At 56.1% G+C, this 15,219-nt stretch carries 19 protein-coding genes; 7 read left to right on the top strand and 12 right to left on the bottom strand.

From position 1 onward, the window contains the following. The first annotated feature begins 316 nt into the window (after positions 1 to 316). A complete protein-coding gene (locus IBX54_RS00845) occupies positions 317 to 502 on the top strand; it encodes a hypothetical protein (RefSeq protein ID WP_296540769.1) in 186 nt (61 codons plus the stop codon). Further along, complete coding sequence (locus IBX54_RS00840; RefSeq protein WP_296540768.1) at positions 492 to 836, top strand: VanZ family protein; 345 nt, start codon at positions 492 to 494, stop codon at positions 834 to 836. Before IBX54_RS00845 ends, IBX54_RS00840 begins: the two co-directional genes overlap by 11 nt. A 45-nt stretch (positions 837 to 881) precedes the next feature. On the opposite strand, the gene guaA is transcribed toward IBX54_RS00840, so the two are convergent. From guaA to IBX54_RS00820, 4 genes are all read right to left on the bottom strand, one after another. Then, a complete protein-coding gene (gene guaA, locus IBX54_RS00835) occupies positions 882 to 2,498 on the bottom strand; it encodes a glutamine-hydrolyzing GMP synthase (protein WP_296540767.1) in 1,617 nt (538 codons plus the stop codon). Between the two features lie 19 nt (positions 2,499 to 2,517). Further along, entirely contained in the window at positions 2,518 to 3,987 is a 1,470-nt protein-coding gene (guaB, locus tag IBX54_RS00830; RefSeq protein ID WP_296540766.1) for an IMP dehydrogenase, read from the bottom strand. A 73-nt stretch (positions 3,988 to 4,060) separates the two neighbouring features. Continuing rightward, positions 4,061 to 4,414: an RnfH family protein gene (locus tag IBX54_RS00825; protein ID WP_367141794.1), complete on the bottom strand. Its 354-nt coding sequence runs from the start codon at positions 4,412 to 4,414 to the stop codon at positions 4,061 to 4,063. After that, the gene (locus tag IBX54_RS00820) at positions 4,398 to 4,838 is read right to left on the bottom strand and encodes a type II toxin-antitoxin system RatA family toxin (protein ID WP_296540765.1); all 441 of its coding nucleotides are present in this window, start codon (positions 4,836 to 4,838) and stop codon (positions 4,398 to 4,400) included. The genes IBX54_RS00825 and IBX54_RS00820 overlap by 17 nt, the downstream gene beginning before the upstream one ends. A 67-nt stretch (positions 4,839 to 4,905) precedes the next feature. Between IBX54_RS00820 and smpB the strand changes: the two genes are divergently transcribed. After that, complete coding sequence (gene smpB, locus IBX54_RS00815; RefSeq protein ID WP_296540764.1) at positions 4,906 to 5,379, top strand: SsrA-binding protein SmpB; 474 nt, start codon at positions 4,906 to 4,908, stop codon at positions 5,377 to 5,379. A 77-nt stretch (positions 5,380 to 5,456) separates the two neighbouring features. Next, positions 5,457 to 5,756, top strand: a complete 300-nt coding sequence (rpsT, locus tag IBX54_RS00810; RefSeq protein ID WP_296540763.1) for a 30S ribosomal protein S20 — start codon at positions 5,457 to 5,459, stop codon at positions 5,754 to 5,756. Positions 5,757 to 5,904: 148 nt separating this feature from the next. On the opposite strand, the gene IBX54_RS00805 is transcribed toward rpsT, so the two are convergent. Then, positions 5,905 to 6,252, bottom strand: coding sequence for a DUF3579 domain-containing protein (locus IBX54_RS00805; RefSeq protein WP_296540762.1), 348 nt, complete (start codon positions 6,250 to 6,252; stop codon positions 5,905 to 5,907). 235 nt (positions 6,253 to 6,487) lie between these two features. On the opposite strand from IBX54_RS00805, the gene IBX54_RS00800 reads away from it, so the two are divergent. Together IBX54_RS00800 and argF are read left to right on the top strand one after the other, a co-directional pair. Further along, entirely contained in the window at positions 6,488 to 7,705 is a 1,218-nt protein-coding gene (locus tag IBX54_RS00800) for an aspartate aminotransferase family protein (protein WP_296540761.1), read from the top strand. Between the two features lie 31 nt (positions 7,706 to 7,736). Next, positions 7,737 to 8,666 (top strand): ornithine carbamoyltransferase, encoded by a 930-nt coding sequence (argF, locus tag IBX54_RS00795; protein WP_296540760.1) that lies wholly within the window; start codon positions 7,737 to 7,739, stop codon positions 8,664 to 8,666. A 26-nt stretch (positions 8,667 to 8,692) separates the two neighbouring features. Here the strand turns inward: argF and IBX54_RS00790 are convergent, their stop codons facing one another. Both IBX54_RS00790 and hemN read right to left on the bottom strand, forming a co-directional pair. Beyond that, the gene (locus IBX54_RS00790; RefSeq protein WP_296540759.1) at positions 8,693 to 9,370 is read right to left on the bottom strand and encodes a sulfite exporter TauE/SafE family protein; all 678 of its coding nucleotides are present in this window, start codon (positions 9,368 to 9,370) and stop codon (positions 8,693 to 8,695) included. A gap of 9 nt (positions 9,371 to 9,379) precedes the next feature. Then, positions 9,380 to 10,777, bottom strand: a complete 1,398-nt coding sequence (hemN, locus tag IBX54_RS00785; RefSeq protein ID WP_296540758.1) for an oxygen-independent coproporphyrinogen III oxidase — start codon at positions 10,775 to 10,777, stop codon at positions 9,380 to 9,382. A gap of 155 nt (positions 10,778 to 10,932) precedes the next feature. Between hemN and fnr the strand changes: the two genes are divergently transcribed. Continuing rightward, positions 10,933 to 11,643 carry a fumarate/nitrate reduction transcriptional regulator Fnr gene (fnr, locus tag IBX54_RS00780; protein WP_296540757.1) on the top strand — a complete coding sequence of 237 codons (711 nt, stop codon included), beginning with the start codon at positions 10,933 to 10,935 and terminating at the stop codon, positions 11,641 to 11,643. Positions 11,644 to 11,661: 18 nt separating this feature from the next. Here the strand turns inward: fnr and IBX54_RS00775 are convergent, their stop codons facing one another. The 5 genes from IBX54_RS00775 to ccoN all read right to left on the bottom strand — a co-directional run bounded on the left by IBX54_RS00775 (position 11,662) and on the right by ccoN (position 15,205). Then, positions 11,662 to 11,934 carry a FixH family protein gene (locus tag IBX54_RS00775; protein WP_296540756.1) on the bottom strand — a complete coding sequence of 91 codons (273 nt, stop codon included), beginning with the start codon at positions 11,932 to 11,934 and terminating at the stop codon, positions 11,662 to 11,664. A 97-nt stretch (positions 11,935 to 12,031) separates the two neighbouring features. Then, positions 12,032 to 12,943: a cytochrome-c oxidase, cbb3-type subunit III gene (gene ccoP / locus IBX54_RS00770; protein WP_296540755.1), complete on the bottom strand. Its 912-nt coding sequence runs from the start codon at positions 12,941 to 12,943 to the stop codon at positions 12,032 to 12,034. 24 nt (positions 12,944 to 12,967) lie between these two features. Continuing rightward, positions 12,968 to 13,111: a cbb3-type cytochrome c oxidase subunit 3 gene (locus IBX54_RS00765; RefSeq protein WP_296540754.1), complete on the bottom strand. Its 144-nt coding sequence runs from the start codon at positions 13,109 to 13,111 to the stop codon at positions 12,968 to 12,970. Positions 13,112 to 13,123: 12 nt separating this feature from the next. Then, complete coding sequence (gene ccoO / locus IBX54_RS00760; RefSeq protein ID WP_296540753.1) at positions 13,124 to 13,750, bottom strand: cytochrome-c oxidase, cbb3-type subunit II; 627 nt, start codon at positions 13,748 to 13,750, stop codon at positions 13,124 to 13,126. Positions 13,751 to 13,762: 12 nt separating this feature from the next. Beyond that, on the bottom strand, positions 13,763 to 15,205 hold the full coding sequence (ccoN, locus tag IBX54_RS00755; RefSeq protein WP_296540752.1) for a cytochrome-c oxidase, cbb3-type subunit I: 1,443 nt from the start codon (positions 15,203 to 15,205) through the stop codon (positions 13,763 to 13,765). Positions 15,206 to 15,219 lie beyond the last annotated feature (14 nt).

Raw genomic sequence — 15,219 nt, 5'->3', positions numbered from 1 at the left:
GGTAGAGCGCCGGACTGTTAATCCGTAGGTCCCTGGTTCGAGCCCAGGTTGAGGAGCCAAATAATATAAGCGAAGCAAGCCCTTGCAAGAAATTGCAGGGGCTTTTTTCATGCCCAGGTTGGTCTATCGGGACGGGTTGGGCATTGGTTCGGCGGTTGGTTGAATTGGCGCACACCATCAAACCCCGTTCGTTATCATTGCTGATTTAACGAGATCAACTTAATGAGAGTGACACATCGATGACTTGCTGGCCGCGGGCAGCGTCATTAAGGGCTTGAATTCATAAAACGCAGTAACGCAACGCTTGCGACGACCCATGTTCAGCTTCAGCTTCAGTTTCAAATTGGTCACCACGGCCTGCATCGTCATTTCGCTTCAGGCCTGTGCCGTGGTGGCAGTGGCCGATGCCGCTGTCACGGTAGTTGCCACGGGCGTCACAGTTGCCGCAAAGGCCGTTGGCGCTGTGGCCAATGCGGTGCTTCCTGACGGTGATGATGACTGACAACTGGCCCTGGAGGGCGGCGTTCTGGATGCTGGTGTTTGCCACGCTGTGGCTTTCGCTCATGCCAGCCGAGCGCATTCCATCGGCCTTCCACTTTTGGGACAAGGCCCAGCACGCGCTTGGCTTTGCAGCCCTGGCCTACTTCGGGCTGACGGGCTATGTGCTACAGGCGCGCCGCGTGCTGCTGGGGCTGGTGGTTTTCGGCATCGCCATCGAAGTGATGCAACACCTCAGCGGCTGGCGGCATGGCGATTGGCTGGACTGGGTTGCGGATTGCGCAGGTTTGTTGATTGGGTACGCGGCTTTGCGTGTGGCGAGCTTGCTTCGGCCTTGAGATTGCAAGCCAGTCCCAAATTCACCGGCCCTGCGGACAGCGTTTCTACTCCCACTCGATCGTAGCTGGCGGTTTGCTGCTCACGTCATAGGTGACGCGGTTAATGCCACGCACCTCGTTGATGATGCGGCTCGACACTTTTTTAAGCAGTGCATACGGCAATTCGGCCCAGTCGGCGGTCATGAAGTCGCTGGTTTGCACGGCGCGCAGGGCCACCACGTAGTCATAGGTGCGGCCGTCGCCCATCACGCCAACGCTCTTGACCGGCAAAAACACCGTAAAAGCCTGGCTGGTGAGGTCGTACCAGCTTTTGCCAGTGGCTTCGTCGATGAAATTGTTGAGTTCTTCAATAAAGATAGCGTCGGCCCGGCGCAGCAGATCGGCGTATTCTTTTTTGACTTCACCCAAAATTCGCACACCCAGGCCGGGGCCGGGAAACGGGTGCCGATAGACCATGTGAAACGGCAAGCCCAGTGCCACACCGAGTTCACGTACCTCGTCCTTGAATAATTCACGCAAGGGCTCAAGCAGCTTCAGCCCCAACTGTTCTGGCAGACCACCCACGTTGTGGTGGCTTTTGATGACCACGGCTTTTTTGTTCTTGGCACCACCCGACTCGATCACGTCGGGGTAAATGGTGCCTTGCGCCAGCCACTTGGCGCCATTTTTTGTTTTGTCTGATGCGGTCAGGGCAAGCGCTTGCGCCTTGAACACTTCGACAAACTCCCGGCCGATGATCTTGCGCTTGGCCTCGGGGTCGCTCACGCCGGCCAGGTGTCCCAAAAACTGGTCTGCGGCATCGACGCGAATCACCTTGGCGTGCAGCTTGCCGACGAACATGTCCATCACCATGTCGCCCTCGTTCAGGCGCAGCAAACCATGATCGACAAAGACACAGGTGAGCTGGTCGCCGATGGCGCGGTGAATGAGGGCCGCCGCCACCGATGAATCGACACCGCCTGACAAGCCCAGAATGACCTCTTCATCACCTACCTGGGCGCGAATGGCAGCCACCGCCTCGTTGATGTAGTCGCCCATGATCCAGTCGGCCCGGGTACCGCAGATGTCGAGCACAAAACGCTCCAAAATGGCCGCACCGCGCTTGGTGTGCGTGACTTCGGGGTGAAACTGCAAGGCGTAAAAGCGGCGCTCTTCGTCAGCCATGCCGGCAATCGGGCAACTGTCTGTGCTGGCCATCAGCTTGAAGCCATGCGGCAACTCGGTGACCTTGTCGCCGTGGCTCATCCAGACTTCGAGCATGCCATGGCCTTCGGATGTGGTGAAGTCCTGAATGCCTTCGAGCAAAGCGGTGTGGCCATGCGCGCGCACCCTGGCCGGGCCAAATTCGCGCTGGTGCCCGCTGGTGACCAAGCCACCCAATTGTTGCGCCATGGTCTGCATACCGTAACAAATACCCAGCACCGGCACGCCGAGTTCAAACACCGCTTGTGGTGCCTTGTCGGTGCTGTTTTCATAAACGCTGGCGTGGCTGCCCGAGAGGATGATGCCTTTGAGCTTGCCATCGCGGGCATAGGCGCGCACCCAGTCGGCGCTCACGTCGCACGGATGCACTTCGCAAAACACATGGGCTTCGCGGATGCGTCGGGCGATGAGTTGCGTGACTTGGGAGCCAAAGTCAAGGATGAGAATTTTTTGATGCATGGTCAGGCAGGCCAGTCGATTACTCGGCGCGGTAGTTGGGTGCTTCTTTGGTGATTTGCACGTCATGCACATGGCTTTCACGGATGCCGGCGGCGGTAATCTCGACGAACTCGGCCTTGTCTTGCATCTCGGCGATGGTGGCGCAGCCACAGTAGCCCATGCTGGCGCGCAAGCCACCAGCCATCTGGTAAATCAGGGCGATCATCGAGCCTTTGTAAGGCACACGGCCCTCGATGCCTTCGGGCACCAGCTTGTCGGCGTTGGGGTTGCCGGTGCTCGATTCCTGGAAGTAGCGGTCCGCACTGCCCTGCTGCATGGCACCAATACTGCCCATGCCGCGGTAGCTTTTGTAGCTGCGGCCCTGAAACAAAATTACTTCGCCGGGGGCTTCTTCGGTACCGGCAAACATGCCGCCCATCATCACCGTGCTGGCACCCGCCGCAATGGCTTTGGAAATGTCACCACTGAAGCGGATACCACCGTCGGCGATCAGCGGCACGCCGGTTCCCTTGATCGCAGTGGCCACGCTGTCGATGGCCATGATTTGCGGCACACCCACGCCCGCCACGATGCGCGTGGTACAAATGGAGCCCGGACCAATGCCGACCTTGACGGCATCCGCACCGGCTTCAACCAAGGCCAACGCCGCAGCACCGGTGGCAATGTTGCCGCCAATCACTTCAACATGGGGAAAATTCTGCTTGACCCAGCGCACCCGGTCCAGCACGCCCTTGCTGTGGCCATGCGCGGTATCGACCACGATGGCATCCACGCCGGCACGGGCCAGCAACTCCACACGCTCTTCGGTGCCCTCGCCCACGCCCACCGCCGCACCCACGCGCAACTTGCCCTGGGCGTCGCGCGCTGCATTGGGAAAGCTGGTCTGCTTGGTGATGTCTTTGACGGTGATCAAGCCTTTGAGCTCGAAAGCATCGTTAACCACCAACAGGCGCTCGATCTTGTACTGGTTCAACAGCACCTTGGCCTGCGTGATGGTGGTGCCATCGGGGACGGTGACGAGTTTGTCACGCTGCGTCATGATGTGGCTCACCGGCAGGTCCAGGCGCGTCTCGAAGCGCATATCGCGCCCTGTCACCAAGCCAACCACTTTGCCGCCATCGATCACTGGAAAGCCTGAAACCCCCAACTGCTCGGACAAGGCCATGACCTGGCGCACCGTGTGCTGCGGCGTAATGACCACCGGGTCGCGTAGCACACCCGATTCATAACGTTTGACCTTGGCGACTTTGGCCGCCTGCTGCTGCGCCGTCATGTTTTTGTGGACAATGCCAATGCCACCTTCCTGGGCAATGGCAATCGCCATGCGGGATTCAGTGACCGTGTCCATGGCCGCCGAAACCAGCGGCAGATTCAGCGCAATGTTGCGGGTTAAACGGGTGGCAAGGGAGGTGTCCTTGGGTAGGACTTGGGAGTAGGCTGGCACCAATAACACATCGTCAAAGGTGAGCGCTTTACCGATCAGGCGCATATTCAAAGCTCCAAATGGTGAATTGTATCTGCCACGCGAAACACCCGCGATAACAGCAATTGCGCGGCCTCACTCAGTAACCAGCCTTGGCACCCACACGTTTTTTGACGAACAAGCCGGCCGCGCGGCTCCCCTGGCTGACAAAGCGTTCGCGGCGCGCAACTTTTGGGTCCACCCGCAGGGGGCGGTAGATTTCTAACCGGTCATGGTCACGCAAGCACTGATTGAGCTTGGCCTTGTGGCCCCAGATGCCGATCAATGCATCATGGTTGTCGATTTCAGGATGACGCAACAGGAGCCCGCTTTGCTGCAATGCCTGCAACACTGTGCAAGGGGCATTCAGCAGCAATGTGACTTCATGGACTTCGCGCGCCCTGGGTGAATAGACGACGCTGACATTCAGCCGTGTTTCATTCACCATAAGCATGTTTGGCGCGCTTGACAAAGGCATCCACCATGCTGCCCGCGATTTTGTCAAATACCGGACTCACCAGTTTGCCAATGGCGCTCTCAAAACTGTAGGTAAGAACCAACTCGACTTTGCAGGCGCGCTGTGTGGCATCGCCCAGCGGCAAGAAATTCCACTCGCCTTCCAGTTTGGAAAATGGCCCGTTGACCAGGTTGATGATGACTTGGCGATTTTCAACGTGTGCGTTACGCGTGGTGAAAGTCTGGTGAATGCCAGAGAAGGCGATGCCAATTTCTGCCAACATGCCGTTTTCTTCATGGGCCACCACCCGTGCTTTGTCACACCAAGGCAAAAACTGCGGATACTGGTCCACATCGGTGACAAGCCGGTACATTTCAGCCGGGCTGTACCAAATTAACACGGATTTTTTGACGGTTTTCATAGAATGCGATTATGAGCAGGATTTTAGTCAAGCCTGACTTGCCTTCTTCAAACCCCAAAGTTAGCACATGGCCAAAAAACCCGACACATCTTCACGCATCGCAGACAACAAAAAAGCTGCTTTCAACTACTTTTTTGAGGAGCGGTTCGAGGCCGGCATCGTGCTGGAGGGCTGGGAGGTCAAATCTTTGCGCGAAGGCAAGGTGCAACTTACCGACGGCTACGTGGTGGTTCGAAGCGGCGAACTGTTCATCATTGGCTTGCAAATCAACCCGCTCGGCACAGCATCGACGCACATCAGTCCGGACAAACAGCGCACCCGGAAACTGCTGATGCACAAGGATGAAATCAAACGACTGATTGGCAAGGTGGAGCAAAAGGGGTACACCCTGGTACCGATCAACCTGCACTGGAAAAATGGCAAGGTGAAGTGTGAAATTGCCCTGGCCAAGGGCAAGGCAGAGCACGACAAGCGCGACACCATCAAGGACCGCGAAGGCAAACGCGAAGTGGAGCGGGTCATGAAAGGACGTCACCGCTAATCGCGAGGAAAGGATTTGTCAGACTGTTACAATCTGCGGTTTGCTGACAACATCCACAAACTCAAGGAACATTAATTATGGCATCTGGAAAACCCAAGAAAAAGAACCCGCGCCTGGCGTCGGGCCGTAAACGCGTCCGTCAGGACGTCAAAATCAACGCAGCCAACACCTCGCTGCGCTCCAAATACCGCACTGTGGTGAAAAATGTAGAAAAAGCAGTTCTGGGTGGCGACAAAGCCAAAGCCACTGAACTGTTTGCCAAGATGCAAGCCGTGGTTGACACCGTGGCTGACAAAGGCATTTTCCACAAAAACAAGGCAGCTCGTGACAAGAGCCGTCTGTCTGCCAAGGTGAAAGCCATGGCAGTGGCCGCCTGAAAACCAGGCAAATCGCACGCTGTCCTGAGGGATCAGGACAACGCCGTTTGTAACGGGTGCGCTGTCAGCAAAAGCAAAAAAGCCGTCTTCGTGACGGCTTTTTTGCTTTTGGTCATCTTGCGTGGACGTCAACAGTCGGCCATGATTTTCAGACTTTTTGGTGGTGGGGATGACTGTGATGGGGTTGGTGCGAATTGTGGGGTGGCGAGCCATGATGCACTTGCAACTCGTTGTCTTTGGCAAAACCCATTACAAAGTCCCAGGCCATGACATGATGGTCGCGCAGATCGTCGTGAACCACCACGCATCGCACGTTGTTCACGCTGGTTGGAATACACCAGGGCGAGTAGCCTAATTGACGTCCGATGGGCGCACCACCAGGGCGAAATTGACTCATCACGCCGGCCAGGCGTTCGGCCCAGTCGCTGGGACGAAAAGCCCGTCCACTGTGAGTGAGGCCCAGGATATACGTTTTTTTTGAAGTATGTTTAACCATCGGGTAGAGGTTGTTTTAAGCTTGCGCCAGGGATATTGCGGCGCTGCATCATTCTAGCTTCATCTTATGTCTTATACAAGACTTAAGTTGATCTGCCTTGCTGATTCAGCGCAAGACAAAGAAAGATCGGCTATGCGCTCAGATGCACAGCAGATGCTCGGTCTAAAATCCGCCCTCAACGGCCCAACCTGCGTTGGGCCGCTTTGCTTGTTGTCGCCCTTGAAAGACCCTCACCATGACCGTCGTCAGCCCAAAGCTCGAAGCCAGCTCCCCGCACGTGATGAACACCTACGGGCGCCTGCCCATCGCGCTCAGCCACGGTCAGGGCTGCCGGGTTTGGGACATCAACGAAAAGTGCTATCTGGACGCACTTGGTGGCATTGCCGTCAATACGCTGGGTCACAACCATGCCAAACTGGTGCCGGCGCTGCAAGACCAGATCAGCAAAATCATCCACAGTTGCAACTATTACCACACGCCCAACCAGGAGGTACTGGCAAAAAAGCTGGTGGAACTCTCCGGCATGACCAATGTATTTTTCTGCTCCACCGGTCTCGAGGCCAATGAAGCCGCCTTGAAGCTGGCACGCAAGTTTGGTCACGACAAGGGCATTGAACGCCCGGAAATTGTGGTCTATGAAAAAGCTTTTCACGGCCGTTCCATCGCCACCCTGAGCGCCACAGGCAACCCCAAAATCCAGATTGGGTTTGGCCCGCTGGTGGACGGCTTCATTCGCGTGCCGATCAACGACATTGACAGTCTGAAAAAAGCCACCGAAGGCAACCCCAACGTGGTGGCGGTATTTTTTGAAGCAATTCAGGGTGAAGGTGGCGTCAACCCCATGCACACGGACTACCTGCGCGAGCTGCGCGCGCTGTGCGACGAGCGCGACTGGCTGATGATGATCGATGAGGTGCAGTGCGGCATGGGCCGCACCGGCAAATGGTTTGCCCACCAGTGGACGGGCATCGTGCCCGACGTGATGCCGCTGGCCAAAGGCCTGGGCTCTGGCGTGCCGGTGGGCGCGGTAGTGGCGGGCCCCAAAGCCGCTCACATCTTTCAGCCCGGCAACCACGGGACCACCTTTGGCGGTAACCCGCTGGCCATGCGCGCCGGAGTGGAAACCATTCGCATCATGGAGGAAGATGGCCTGCTCGACAATGCCGCGCGCGTCGGAACTCATCTGAGCCAAGGCCTGGCACAAGCGCTTGCGGCTGAGTTGGCCAGCGGTGCGGTGCGCGAGATTCGCGGCCAGGGCTTGATGATTGGCGTGGACCTGGCCAAACCCTGCGGCACGCTGGTGCAGCAATGTGCCGACAACGGCCTGTTGATCAGCGTGACTGCCGACACCGTGATCCGCCTGGTGCCGCCCTTGATCATGACCGAGGCCGAGGCGGATGAAGTCATTCAAATTTTGTCCCCACTGGTACGGCAACTGCTGCAAGCCGCCTGACCCCCTACCCTTCGCTACCTTGGTTGAACCCATGACTGCCATCCAACACTACCTGCAATTCACCGACCTCAACGCCAGCCAATACGCTTATCTTTTCGATCGCGCAACGCTGATCAAAATGAAGTTCAAGGCCTACCAAAAACACCAACCTTTGGTGGATCGTACGTTGGCCATGATTTTCGAGAAAGCCTCAACCCGCACGCGTGTGAGCTTTGAGGCGGGCATGTACCAACTTGGCGGCAGTGTGGTGCACCTGACCACTGGCGACAGCCAACTCGGACGTGCCGAGCCGATCGAGGACAGCGCCCGGGTTATCAGCCGCATGGTTGACCTGGTGATGATCCGTACGTTTGAACAAGCCAAGATCGAGCGTTTTGCCGAGTTTTCGCGGGTGCCTGTCATTAACGGCCTGACCAACGAGTTTCATCCCTGCCAGATTCTGGCTGACATCTTTACCTACATTGAGCACCGTGGCTCCATTCAGGGAAAAACCGTGGCCTGGGTGGGTGATGGCAACAACATGGCCAACACCTGGCTGCAAGCCGCCGAGCTGCTCGACTTCAAGGTGAACGTGAGCACCCCAAGCGGTTATGAAGTCAATGAAAAAATGGCATCGATCACCGGCAAGATCAGCCCGAACCACTACCAAACTTTCAGCAACCCGATGGATGCCTGCCGCGGTGCCGACCTGGTCACCGCCGATGTCTGGACCAGCATGGGTTATGAGGCTGAAAACGAGGTGCGCAAACAAGCCTTTGCAGCCTGGCGGGTCACTGCCGACATGATGGCGGTGGCCAAACCCACTGCCCTGTTTATGCACTGCCTGCCAGCCCATCGCGGCGAAGAGGTCGATGCGGACGTGATTGACGGCGCCCAAAGCGTGGTGTGGGACGAAGCAGAGAACCGCATGCACGTGCAAAAAGCGCTGATGGAATTCTTGCTACTGGGCCGTTTGTCCTGACCGACCAAACCTGTGGGTAGCCGTCGTCAAGGTGTTGCGCACCAAGGCGCGGCATCATGTGCCAACGCCATCCAGAGCGCCCACCCCGAGCTCGCTGCCAGGGCAAGGCCAGCTACCCGAACGCCCCAATCGCCATTGCGGTTACCGCGCAACTTCAGCCACAGCCACGGCCCGAGCATCATTGAGACACTGGTACCCATGGCAAACAGGGCCATCACCATGGCGCCTTCCAGTGGTCCACCCGCCAAGGCGGCAACCAGCAGCGCGGAGTACAACAGGCCACAGGGCAGGAAGGTCCAGACTGCGCCAATCAGCAAGGGCGCACTGGTGCCCTTCCCGGAAACCAGAGTCTTGACGCTTACCCAGATTTTTCTGCCTGCCTGCTCCATCCAGACGGGTTGCTGGGCTTTCCACATCAGCAACAAGCCCAAGACGATCATGGCCACATGAAACATCGACCAGACAGGTCGCAGGGCGCTGGACTGTACCGTTAGCCAGCCCAGGCCTTGCATGGAGGCCGCAGCCACAGCACCCAAGCTTGAGTACCCCAGCACCCGACCTAACTGAAAGGTCCACATCGCGGCGGTGCCACGCGTTCCTGCGGCCTGGCCAATACCGGCGCAGGCCGCGCCACACATGGCGATGCAATGGGGGCCGCCGACCAGTCCCATGAGCAGCGCCGTCGTGGCAAGGGTGGTTTGCATCCCCCGAATTTAGAGGATCTTGGAAAACTTGGCGCGGGTACGGTCAGTTTGTAAGTAACGGTCGAACACCATGGCGACTGCCCGCACAAAGAACCAGCCCTTGGTGGTCACCTGGATGCCGCTGTCATCGAGTTCAACCAGACCTTCCTCGACCTGGCTTTTCAATACTTCCATTTCTTTGGCGAAATAGTCCTTGAATTTGATCAGGTAAGCCGACTCGATGGATTCATAGGCCAATCTTCCCTGACACATCAAGGCCATGATCACGCTGCGACGCAGCAGATCATCCTTTGACAGTGCCAAACCCTTGACAACGGGGAAATGCCCTTGGTCAAGAAAGTCGTAGTACTCTTCCAGCGTTTTCGCGTTCTGGCTGTAGGTGGCGCCGACCCGCCCGATGGACGATACGCCAAGACCAATCATGTCGCACTCCGGCTGCGTGCTGTAACCCTGGAAATTACGGTGCAAGCGCCCTTGCCGTTTGGCGACGGCCAGAGAGTCATCAGGCAAGGCAAAGTGATCCATGCCGATGTAAACATAGCCTGCCGCCATCAGCGCCGCCATGGAGCGCGACAACATGGTCACTTTAGAGGCCGCCGTAGGAATTTCGGTGGACGATATACGGCGCTGCGGTTTGAAGCGCTCTGGCAAATGCGCGTAGGCATAGAGCGCGATGCGGTCGGGTTTGAGTTCAGCAATCTGGACCATGGTGCGATCAACCGATTCAGGTGTCTGCTCAGGCAAACCATAAATCAGATCAACATTGATCGACTCAAAGCCACGTTCGCGCGCGGCGCGCACCAAGTCAAACACCTGCTCGGCGGGCTGAACGCGGTGAACGGCTTTCTGCACTGCCGGTTCAAAATCTTGCACGCCAAAGCTCAGCCGATTGAAGCCCATGTCTGCAAGGGCGTCCAGTCGGCCATGGTCGATGGTGCGGGGATCGATCTCGATGGAATATTCACCATTCGGGATCAAGTTGAAATTGCGGCGCAACATGCCCATCACCTGGCGTAACTCGTCATCCGACAAGAAGGTCGGTGAGCCGCCACCAAAATGCAATTGGGACACCGTTTGGCTGCTTCCAATGTGCTTGATGTGAAGGTCAACCTCGCGACTGAGGTAGTCGATGTAGGCCGTCGCACGGTCGTGGTGTTTTGTGATGATCTTGTTGCAGGCACAGTAGTAGCACAGCGACTCACAAAAAGGGATATGCACATACAAAGACAGCGGCAAGGCAAAAGCGGCCGCCCCGGAACGCCGCTGTTCCAGCGCCTGTATGTAATCCTGAGCGGTAAAAGCCTCAACAAATCGATCAGCCGTCGGGTAGGATGTGTAGCGCGGACCAGACACGTCATACTGCCGGATCAGACTCTCGGAAATAGGCTCAGCGACACTTTCGATCATTGTCTTTCCTTTGAAATTTGTTTGAATATGCCGTCAACGCGACCTGATTTTCTTGATGTCGATCAATAAATTGGAAGAAATGACACCCTGAGTTCCTTTTGCATAAAATTGATATACGTCAGGTATCATCGTCAAAGAGTGTCAAAATCAATCCAATGAACCATCAGACCATCAAAATCGCTTGTGCAAACTGCAATATGCGTGAATTATGCATGCCCATCAGCCTGAGCGAAGGTGACCTTGAACGTATTGATGCCATCATCGGTGTCCGCAAGAAAATCAAACGGGGCGAAACGCTCTACCACAATGGTGACAGGTTCAACAACCTGTACGCCATCAGGACCGGGTTTTTTAAAACATGCATCACGTCTGAAGACGGGCGCGATCAAGTGACCGGCTTTCAGATGGCCGGCGAAGTCATCGGCCTCGATGGCATTGTGAATGACCAACACACTTGCGATGCCGTTGCCCTGGAAGATGCTGAAATTTGCACCATGCCATTCGCCCAGATTGAAGACTTGTCGCGCGAGGTGAATGCGTTGCAGCATCACATGCATAAAATCCTGAGTCGAGAAATCGTTCGCGAACATGGTGTCATGTTGCTGCTGGGCAGCATGCGTGCCGAAGAGCGTTTAGCGGCGTTCCTGCTGAATTTGGCGCAACGATTGCATGCCCGCGGATTTTCACAATCGGAGTTGATTCTGCGCATGACACGTGAAGAAATTGGCAGCTTTTTGGGTCTCAAGCTGGAGACCATCAGCCGCACTTTTTCGAGATTTGTTGAAGACGGCATTGTTGAAGTCAAGCAGCGTCACGTTCGCATCGTCAACACAACGGCACTTCAGGAAATCATGAACCCGAAGTAAGCGCGCTGCATCGAGCCGTCACTTGTCGGGCGGCACGATGCCAGTCGTGGCATGGTTGCGACCCATCATGGCTGGCGCCTCACCACTTTGCATGCGCAGCGCCTCGATCGACATGTCAGACTGCCGGCCCTGCTGGTACGTGGTTTCATCCACAATTTCATTTGGGCGGCTCATGGCCAGATAAAGTGTGACAAAGCCGGCGACCACCACAATGGCCGGGCCTGCAATCACCATCCAGACGAACCCATGCTGCCACCAACGATCATTCGAGTTTTCCAAGGCTGTGTTCATGTCAATATTCCGGTTGTGGGGCATCATTTTTACCAAAAGAGAAAAGACTTGATTTCCCGTGCAAGGAAACCAAGTCCTCAAAACATCAGCCAGCAGCTTATTTGTTTGAAAGTCCCCAGATATACGCAGTCAGCACATGGATTTGTTCATCCGTCAATTTGCCACCATTTTCGATAGCTTGCGCCGGCATGACGTTCACCTTGCCGTTATTGACCATCTCGACGATGACTTTTTCACCATATCCGTGCAGCCAGATGTTGTCGGTCAGGTTGGCTGACCCGATGGCCTGCATACCCTTGCCGTCCGCCCCATGGCAGGCTGCACAGACAGCAAATTTTTCTTGACCCAACGCGGCGCGCGTTGCATCGTGCGGACTTCCCGACAAGCTGAGCACGTAATGCGCCACGTTTTTGACATCATCGGCACTGCCCACTGCGGCAGCCATGGGGGGCATATTGCCCATGCGACCGCCAACCAGGGTTTCCTTGATCTTTTCGGTGGTGCCACCATACAACCAGTCGTTGTCAGTCAAATTGGGAAAACCTTTGTTACCGCGGGCATCAGAGGCGTGGCACTGCGCACAATTGTTACCGTACAAGCGCTCACCAATGGCCATGGCCTGCGCGTCCTTGGCAACCTCTTCAGGTGGCATGGCCATGAACCGGGCATAGATCGGCGCCACTTCAGCGTTGCCCTTCTCCACTTCTGCCTGATGTTGGCCGTGGGATGTCCAGCCAAGCTTTCCGGGGTTGCTGCCCAAACCAGGGTAAAGCACAAGATAGCCCAAGGAAAAAACGATGGTGAGGACGAACATATAGGTCCACCAACGCGGCAACGGGTTGTTCATCTCACGCAAGTCGCCATCCCAGACGTGTCCAGTCGAATTATCAGCAGCCGTAGTTGCCTTCATTTTCCCTGTGACAATCAGCAAGACCAAGCAAGCGATGATGCCGACCAAAGTGATGCCGGAAATATAAATTTCCCAAAAATTGCTTGTGAAATCGCTCATTTTTATTCCTATCAGGTGAAATGGTCAGTCCTGCTCAAAAGGCAGGTTGGCAGCTTTATCGAACTCAGCGGCATTCTTGCGGGAGTAGGCCCAAGCAATAATCCCGATGAAAGTCAGGAAGCTGACCACAGTGACCAGTGAGCGAAGCGTGTTGACATCAAAGTCCATACAACTCCCCTTTTATTCCGATGTCGTACCGAGAACCTGGAGATAGGCCACCATGGCATCCATCTCGGTCTTACCTTGGAGCTCTTCGACCGAAGCAGCAATTTCAGCGTCGGTGTAGGGCACCCCCACTTTGCGCAGGGCAGCCATGTGTAGGGGAATGCTGGCGGCATCCACCGGCGTGTTCATCAACCAGGGATAAGCCGGCATGATGGACTCGGGCACCAGATCACGCGGGTTGTTCAGATGGGTGATCTGCCATTGGTCGCTGTACTTGCCGCCAACGCGGTGCAGATCAGGGCCGGTACGCTTGCTGCCCCACTGGAAAGGATGGTCATAAACAAACTCGTTGGCCTTGGAGTAAGGGCCATAGCGCAGGGTCTCGGCACGGAACGGACGAATCATCTGCGAGTGGCAGTTGTAGCAGCCCTCTCGGGTGTAAATGTCTCGACCGGCCAGTTGGAGCGCGTTGTAGGGCTTGAGACCTGGGGCTGCCACCGTGGTTGATTTCTGGAAGAACAAGGGCACGATTTCTACCAATCCGCCGAACAACAACACAATCAGGATCAAAACGATCATCAATCCGTTGTTGGTTTCGATCGTCGAGTGCGACAGGCCGCCGCTTTGATTTGAATTAGACATAGTTTTGATTCCTCAAGCGTGAGCAGCAACAGCCGGAATATTGACTGTCGCAGAGCGACCCGCCGTGGCTGTTTTAATGGTGTTCCACAGCATGATGATCATGCCCGAGAGGTACAACAGACCACCCGCCAAACGCAGAACGTAGAACGGATAGCTGGCCTTGACAGATTCCACAAAAGTGTAGGTCAAGGTGCCGTCAGGGTTGATCGAGCGCCACATCAGGCCCTGCATTACGCCGGCGATCCAGAGCGCCGCGATGTAGAGCACGATGCCGATGGTGGCCATGTAGAAGTGAACTTCGATGGCTTTCACGCTGAACATCTGCTTTTGACCGAATAGGCGCGGGATCAGGTAATACATGGAGCCCATGGTAACCAGCCCCACCCAGCCCAAGGCGCCGGAGTGCACATGGCCCACGGTCCAGTCGGTGTAATGCGACAAGGCATTCACCGTCTTGATAGCCATCATCGGGCCTTCGAAGGTGGACATGCCGTAGAACGATAGCGACACAATCAGGAACCGCAGGATGGGGTCATCGCGCAGTTTGTGCCAGGCGCCAGACAGGGTCATGATGCCGTTGATCATGCCGCCCCAGCTGGGAGCCAGCAAAATCAGGGAAAACACCATGCCGACAGACTGGGTCCAGTCAGGCAGGGCGGTGTAATGCAGGTGGTGAGGTCCGGCCCACATGTACGTAAAGATGAGCGCCCAAAAGTGAACAATGGACAGGCGGTAAGAATAAACAGGACGACCGGCCTGCTTGGGAATGAAGTAGTACATCATGCCGAGGAAACCCGCAGTGAGGAAAAAGCCCACCGCGTTATGGCCGTACCACCACTGCACCATGGCATCCTGAACACCTGCGTAGGCCGAGTACGACTTCATGCCCATGAGCGCCACCGGAATCGCCGCGCTATTGACCAGGTGCAGCAAAGCCACCGCCAGGATGAACGCACCAAAGAACCAGTTGGCCACATAAATGTGCTTGATCTTACGGGTTCCAACCGTGCCAAAGAAGTTGATGGCATAAGCCACCCAAACCACGGTGATCAGGATGTCAATCGGCCATTCCAGTTCAGCATATTCCTTGCCAGAGGTGAACCCCAAAGGCAAGGAAATGGCGGCCGAAAGAATGACCAGTTGCCAGCCCCAAAAAGTAAATGCGGCAAGCTTGTCACTGAAGAGGCGAACCTGGCAGGTTCGCTGTACCACATAGTAAGAGGTGGCAAAGAGCCCGCAACCACCAAATGCAAAAATGACTGCATTGGTATGCAACGGACGCAATCGCCCGAAGGACAGCCACGAAATACCCAAATTGAGCTCTGGCCATGCCAGCTGGGCAGCGATGATCACGCCAACCAGCATACCGACCACACCCCAGACCACAGTCATGATGGCAAACTGTCTGACAACCTTGTCGTTGTAAGTTGTTGCCTGCGAATTTGCAAATGCCATAGTTACCTCATTTT

Source organism: Rhodoferax sp. (genome assembly GCF_014859475.1).
GTDB lineage: Bacteria > Pseudomonadota > Gammaproteobacteria > Burkholderiales > Burkholderiaceae_C > Rhodoferax.
The sequence above is the reverse complement of the archived record's forward strand: the minus strand, read 5'-3'. Positions and strand labels throughout refer to the sequence as shown.

Bases quoted from the DNA above. Each gene is read 5' to 3' on its own strand.
- IBX54_RS00805 (WP_296540762.1), bottom strand. From the start codon at position 6,252: ATGGTTAAACATACTTCAAAAAAAACGTATATCCTGGGCCTCACTCAC.
- IBX54_RS00820 (WP_296540765.1), bottom strand. From the start codon at position 4,838: ATGAAAACCGTCAAAAAATCCGTGTTAATTTGGTACAGCCCGGCTGAA.
- hemN (WP_296540758.1), bottom strand. From the start codon at position 10,777: ATGATCGAAAGTGTCGCTGAGCCTATTTCCGAGAGTCTGATCCGGCAG.
- IBX54_RS00845 (WP_296540769.1), top strand. From the start codon at position 317: ATGTTCAGCTTCAGCTTCAGTTTCAAATTGGTCACCACGGCCTGCATC.
- IBX54_RS00765 (WP_296540754.1), bottom strand. From the start codon at position 13,111: ATGGACTTTGATGTCAACACGCTTCGCTCACTGGTCACTGTGGTCAGC.
- IBX54_RS00775 (WP_296540756.1), bottom strand. From the start codon at position 11,934: ATGAACACAGCCTTGGAAAACTCGAATGATCGTTGGTGGCAGCATGGG.
- ccoP (WP_296540755.1), bottom strand. From the start codon at position 12,943: ATGAGCGATTTCACAAGCAATTTTTGGGAAATTTATATTTCCGGCATC.
- IBX54_RS00840 (WP_296540768.1), top strand. From the start codon at position 492: ATGATGACTGACAACTGGCCCTGGAGGGCGGCGTTCTGGATGCTGGTG.
- rpsT (WP_296540763.1), top strand. From the start codon at position 5,457: ATGGCATCTGGAAAACCCAAGAAAAAGAACCCGCGCCTGGCGTCGGGC.
- argF (WP_296540760.1), top strand. From the start codon at position 7,737: ATGACTGCCATCCAACACTACCTGCAATTCACCGACCTCAACGCCAGC.
- IBX54_RS00825 (WP_367141794.1), bottom strand. From the start codon at position 4,414: ATGCTTATGGTGAATGAAACACGGCTGAATGTCAGCGTCGTCTATTCA.
- ccoO (WP_296540753.1), bottom strand. From the start codon at position 13,750: ATGTCTAATTCAAATCAAAGCGGCGGCCTGTCGCACTCGACGATCGAA.
- fnr (WP_296540757.1), top strand. From the start codon at position 10,933: ATGAACCATCAGACCATCAAAATCGCTTGTGCAAACTGCAATATGCGT.
- ccoN (WP_296540752.1), bottom strand. From the start codon at position 15,205: ATGGCATTTGCAAATTCGCAGGCAACAACTTACAACGACAAGGTTGTC.
- guaB (WP_296540766.1), bottom strand. From the start codon at position 3,987: ATGCGCCTGATCGGTAAAGCGCTCACCTTTGACGATGTGTTATTGGTG.
- guaA (WP_296540767.1), bottom strand. From the start codon at position 2,498: ATGCATCAAAAAATTCTCATCCTTGACTTTGGCTCCCAAGTCACGCAA.
- IBX54_RS00790 (WP_296540759.1), bottom strand. From the start codon at position 9,370: ATGCAAACCACCCTTGCCACGACGGCGCTGCTCATGGGACTGGTCGGC.
- smpB (WP_296540764.1), top strand. From the start codon at position 4,906: ATGGCCAAAAAACCCGACACATCTTCACGCATCGCAGACAACAAAAAA.
- IBX54_RS00800 (WP_296540761.1), top strand. From the start codon at position 6,488: ATGACCGTCGTCAGCCCAAAGCTCGAAGCCAGCTCCCCGCACGTGATG.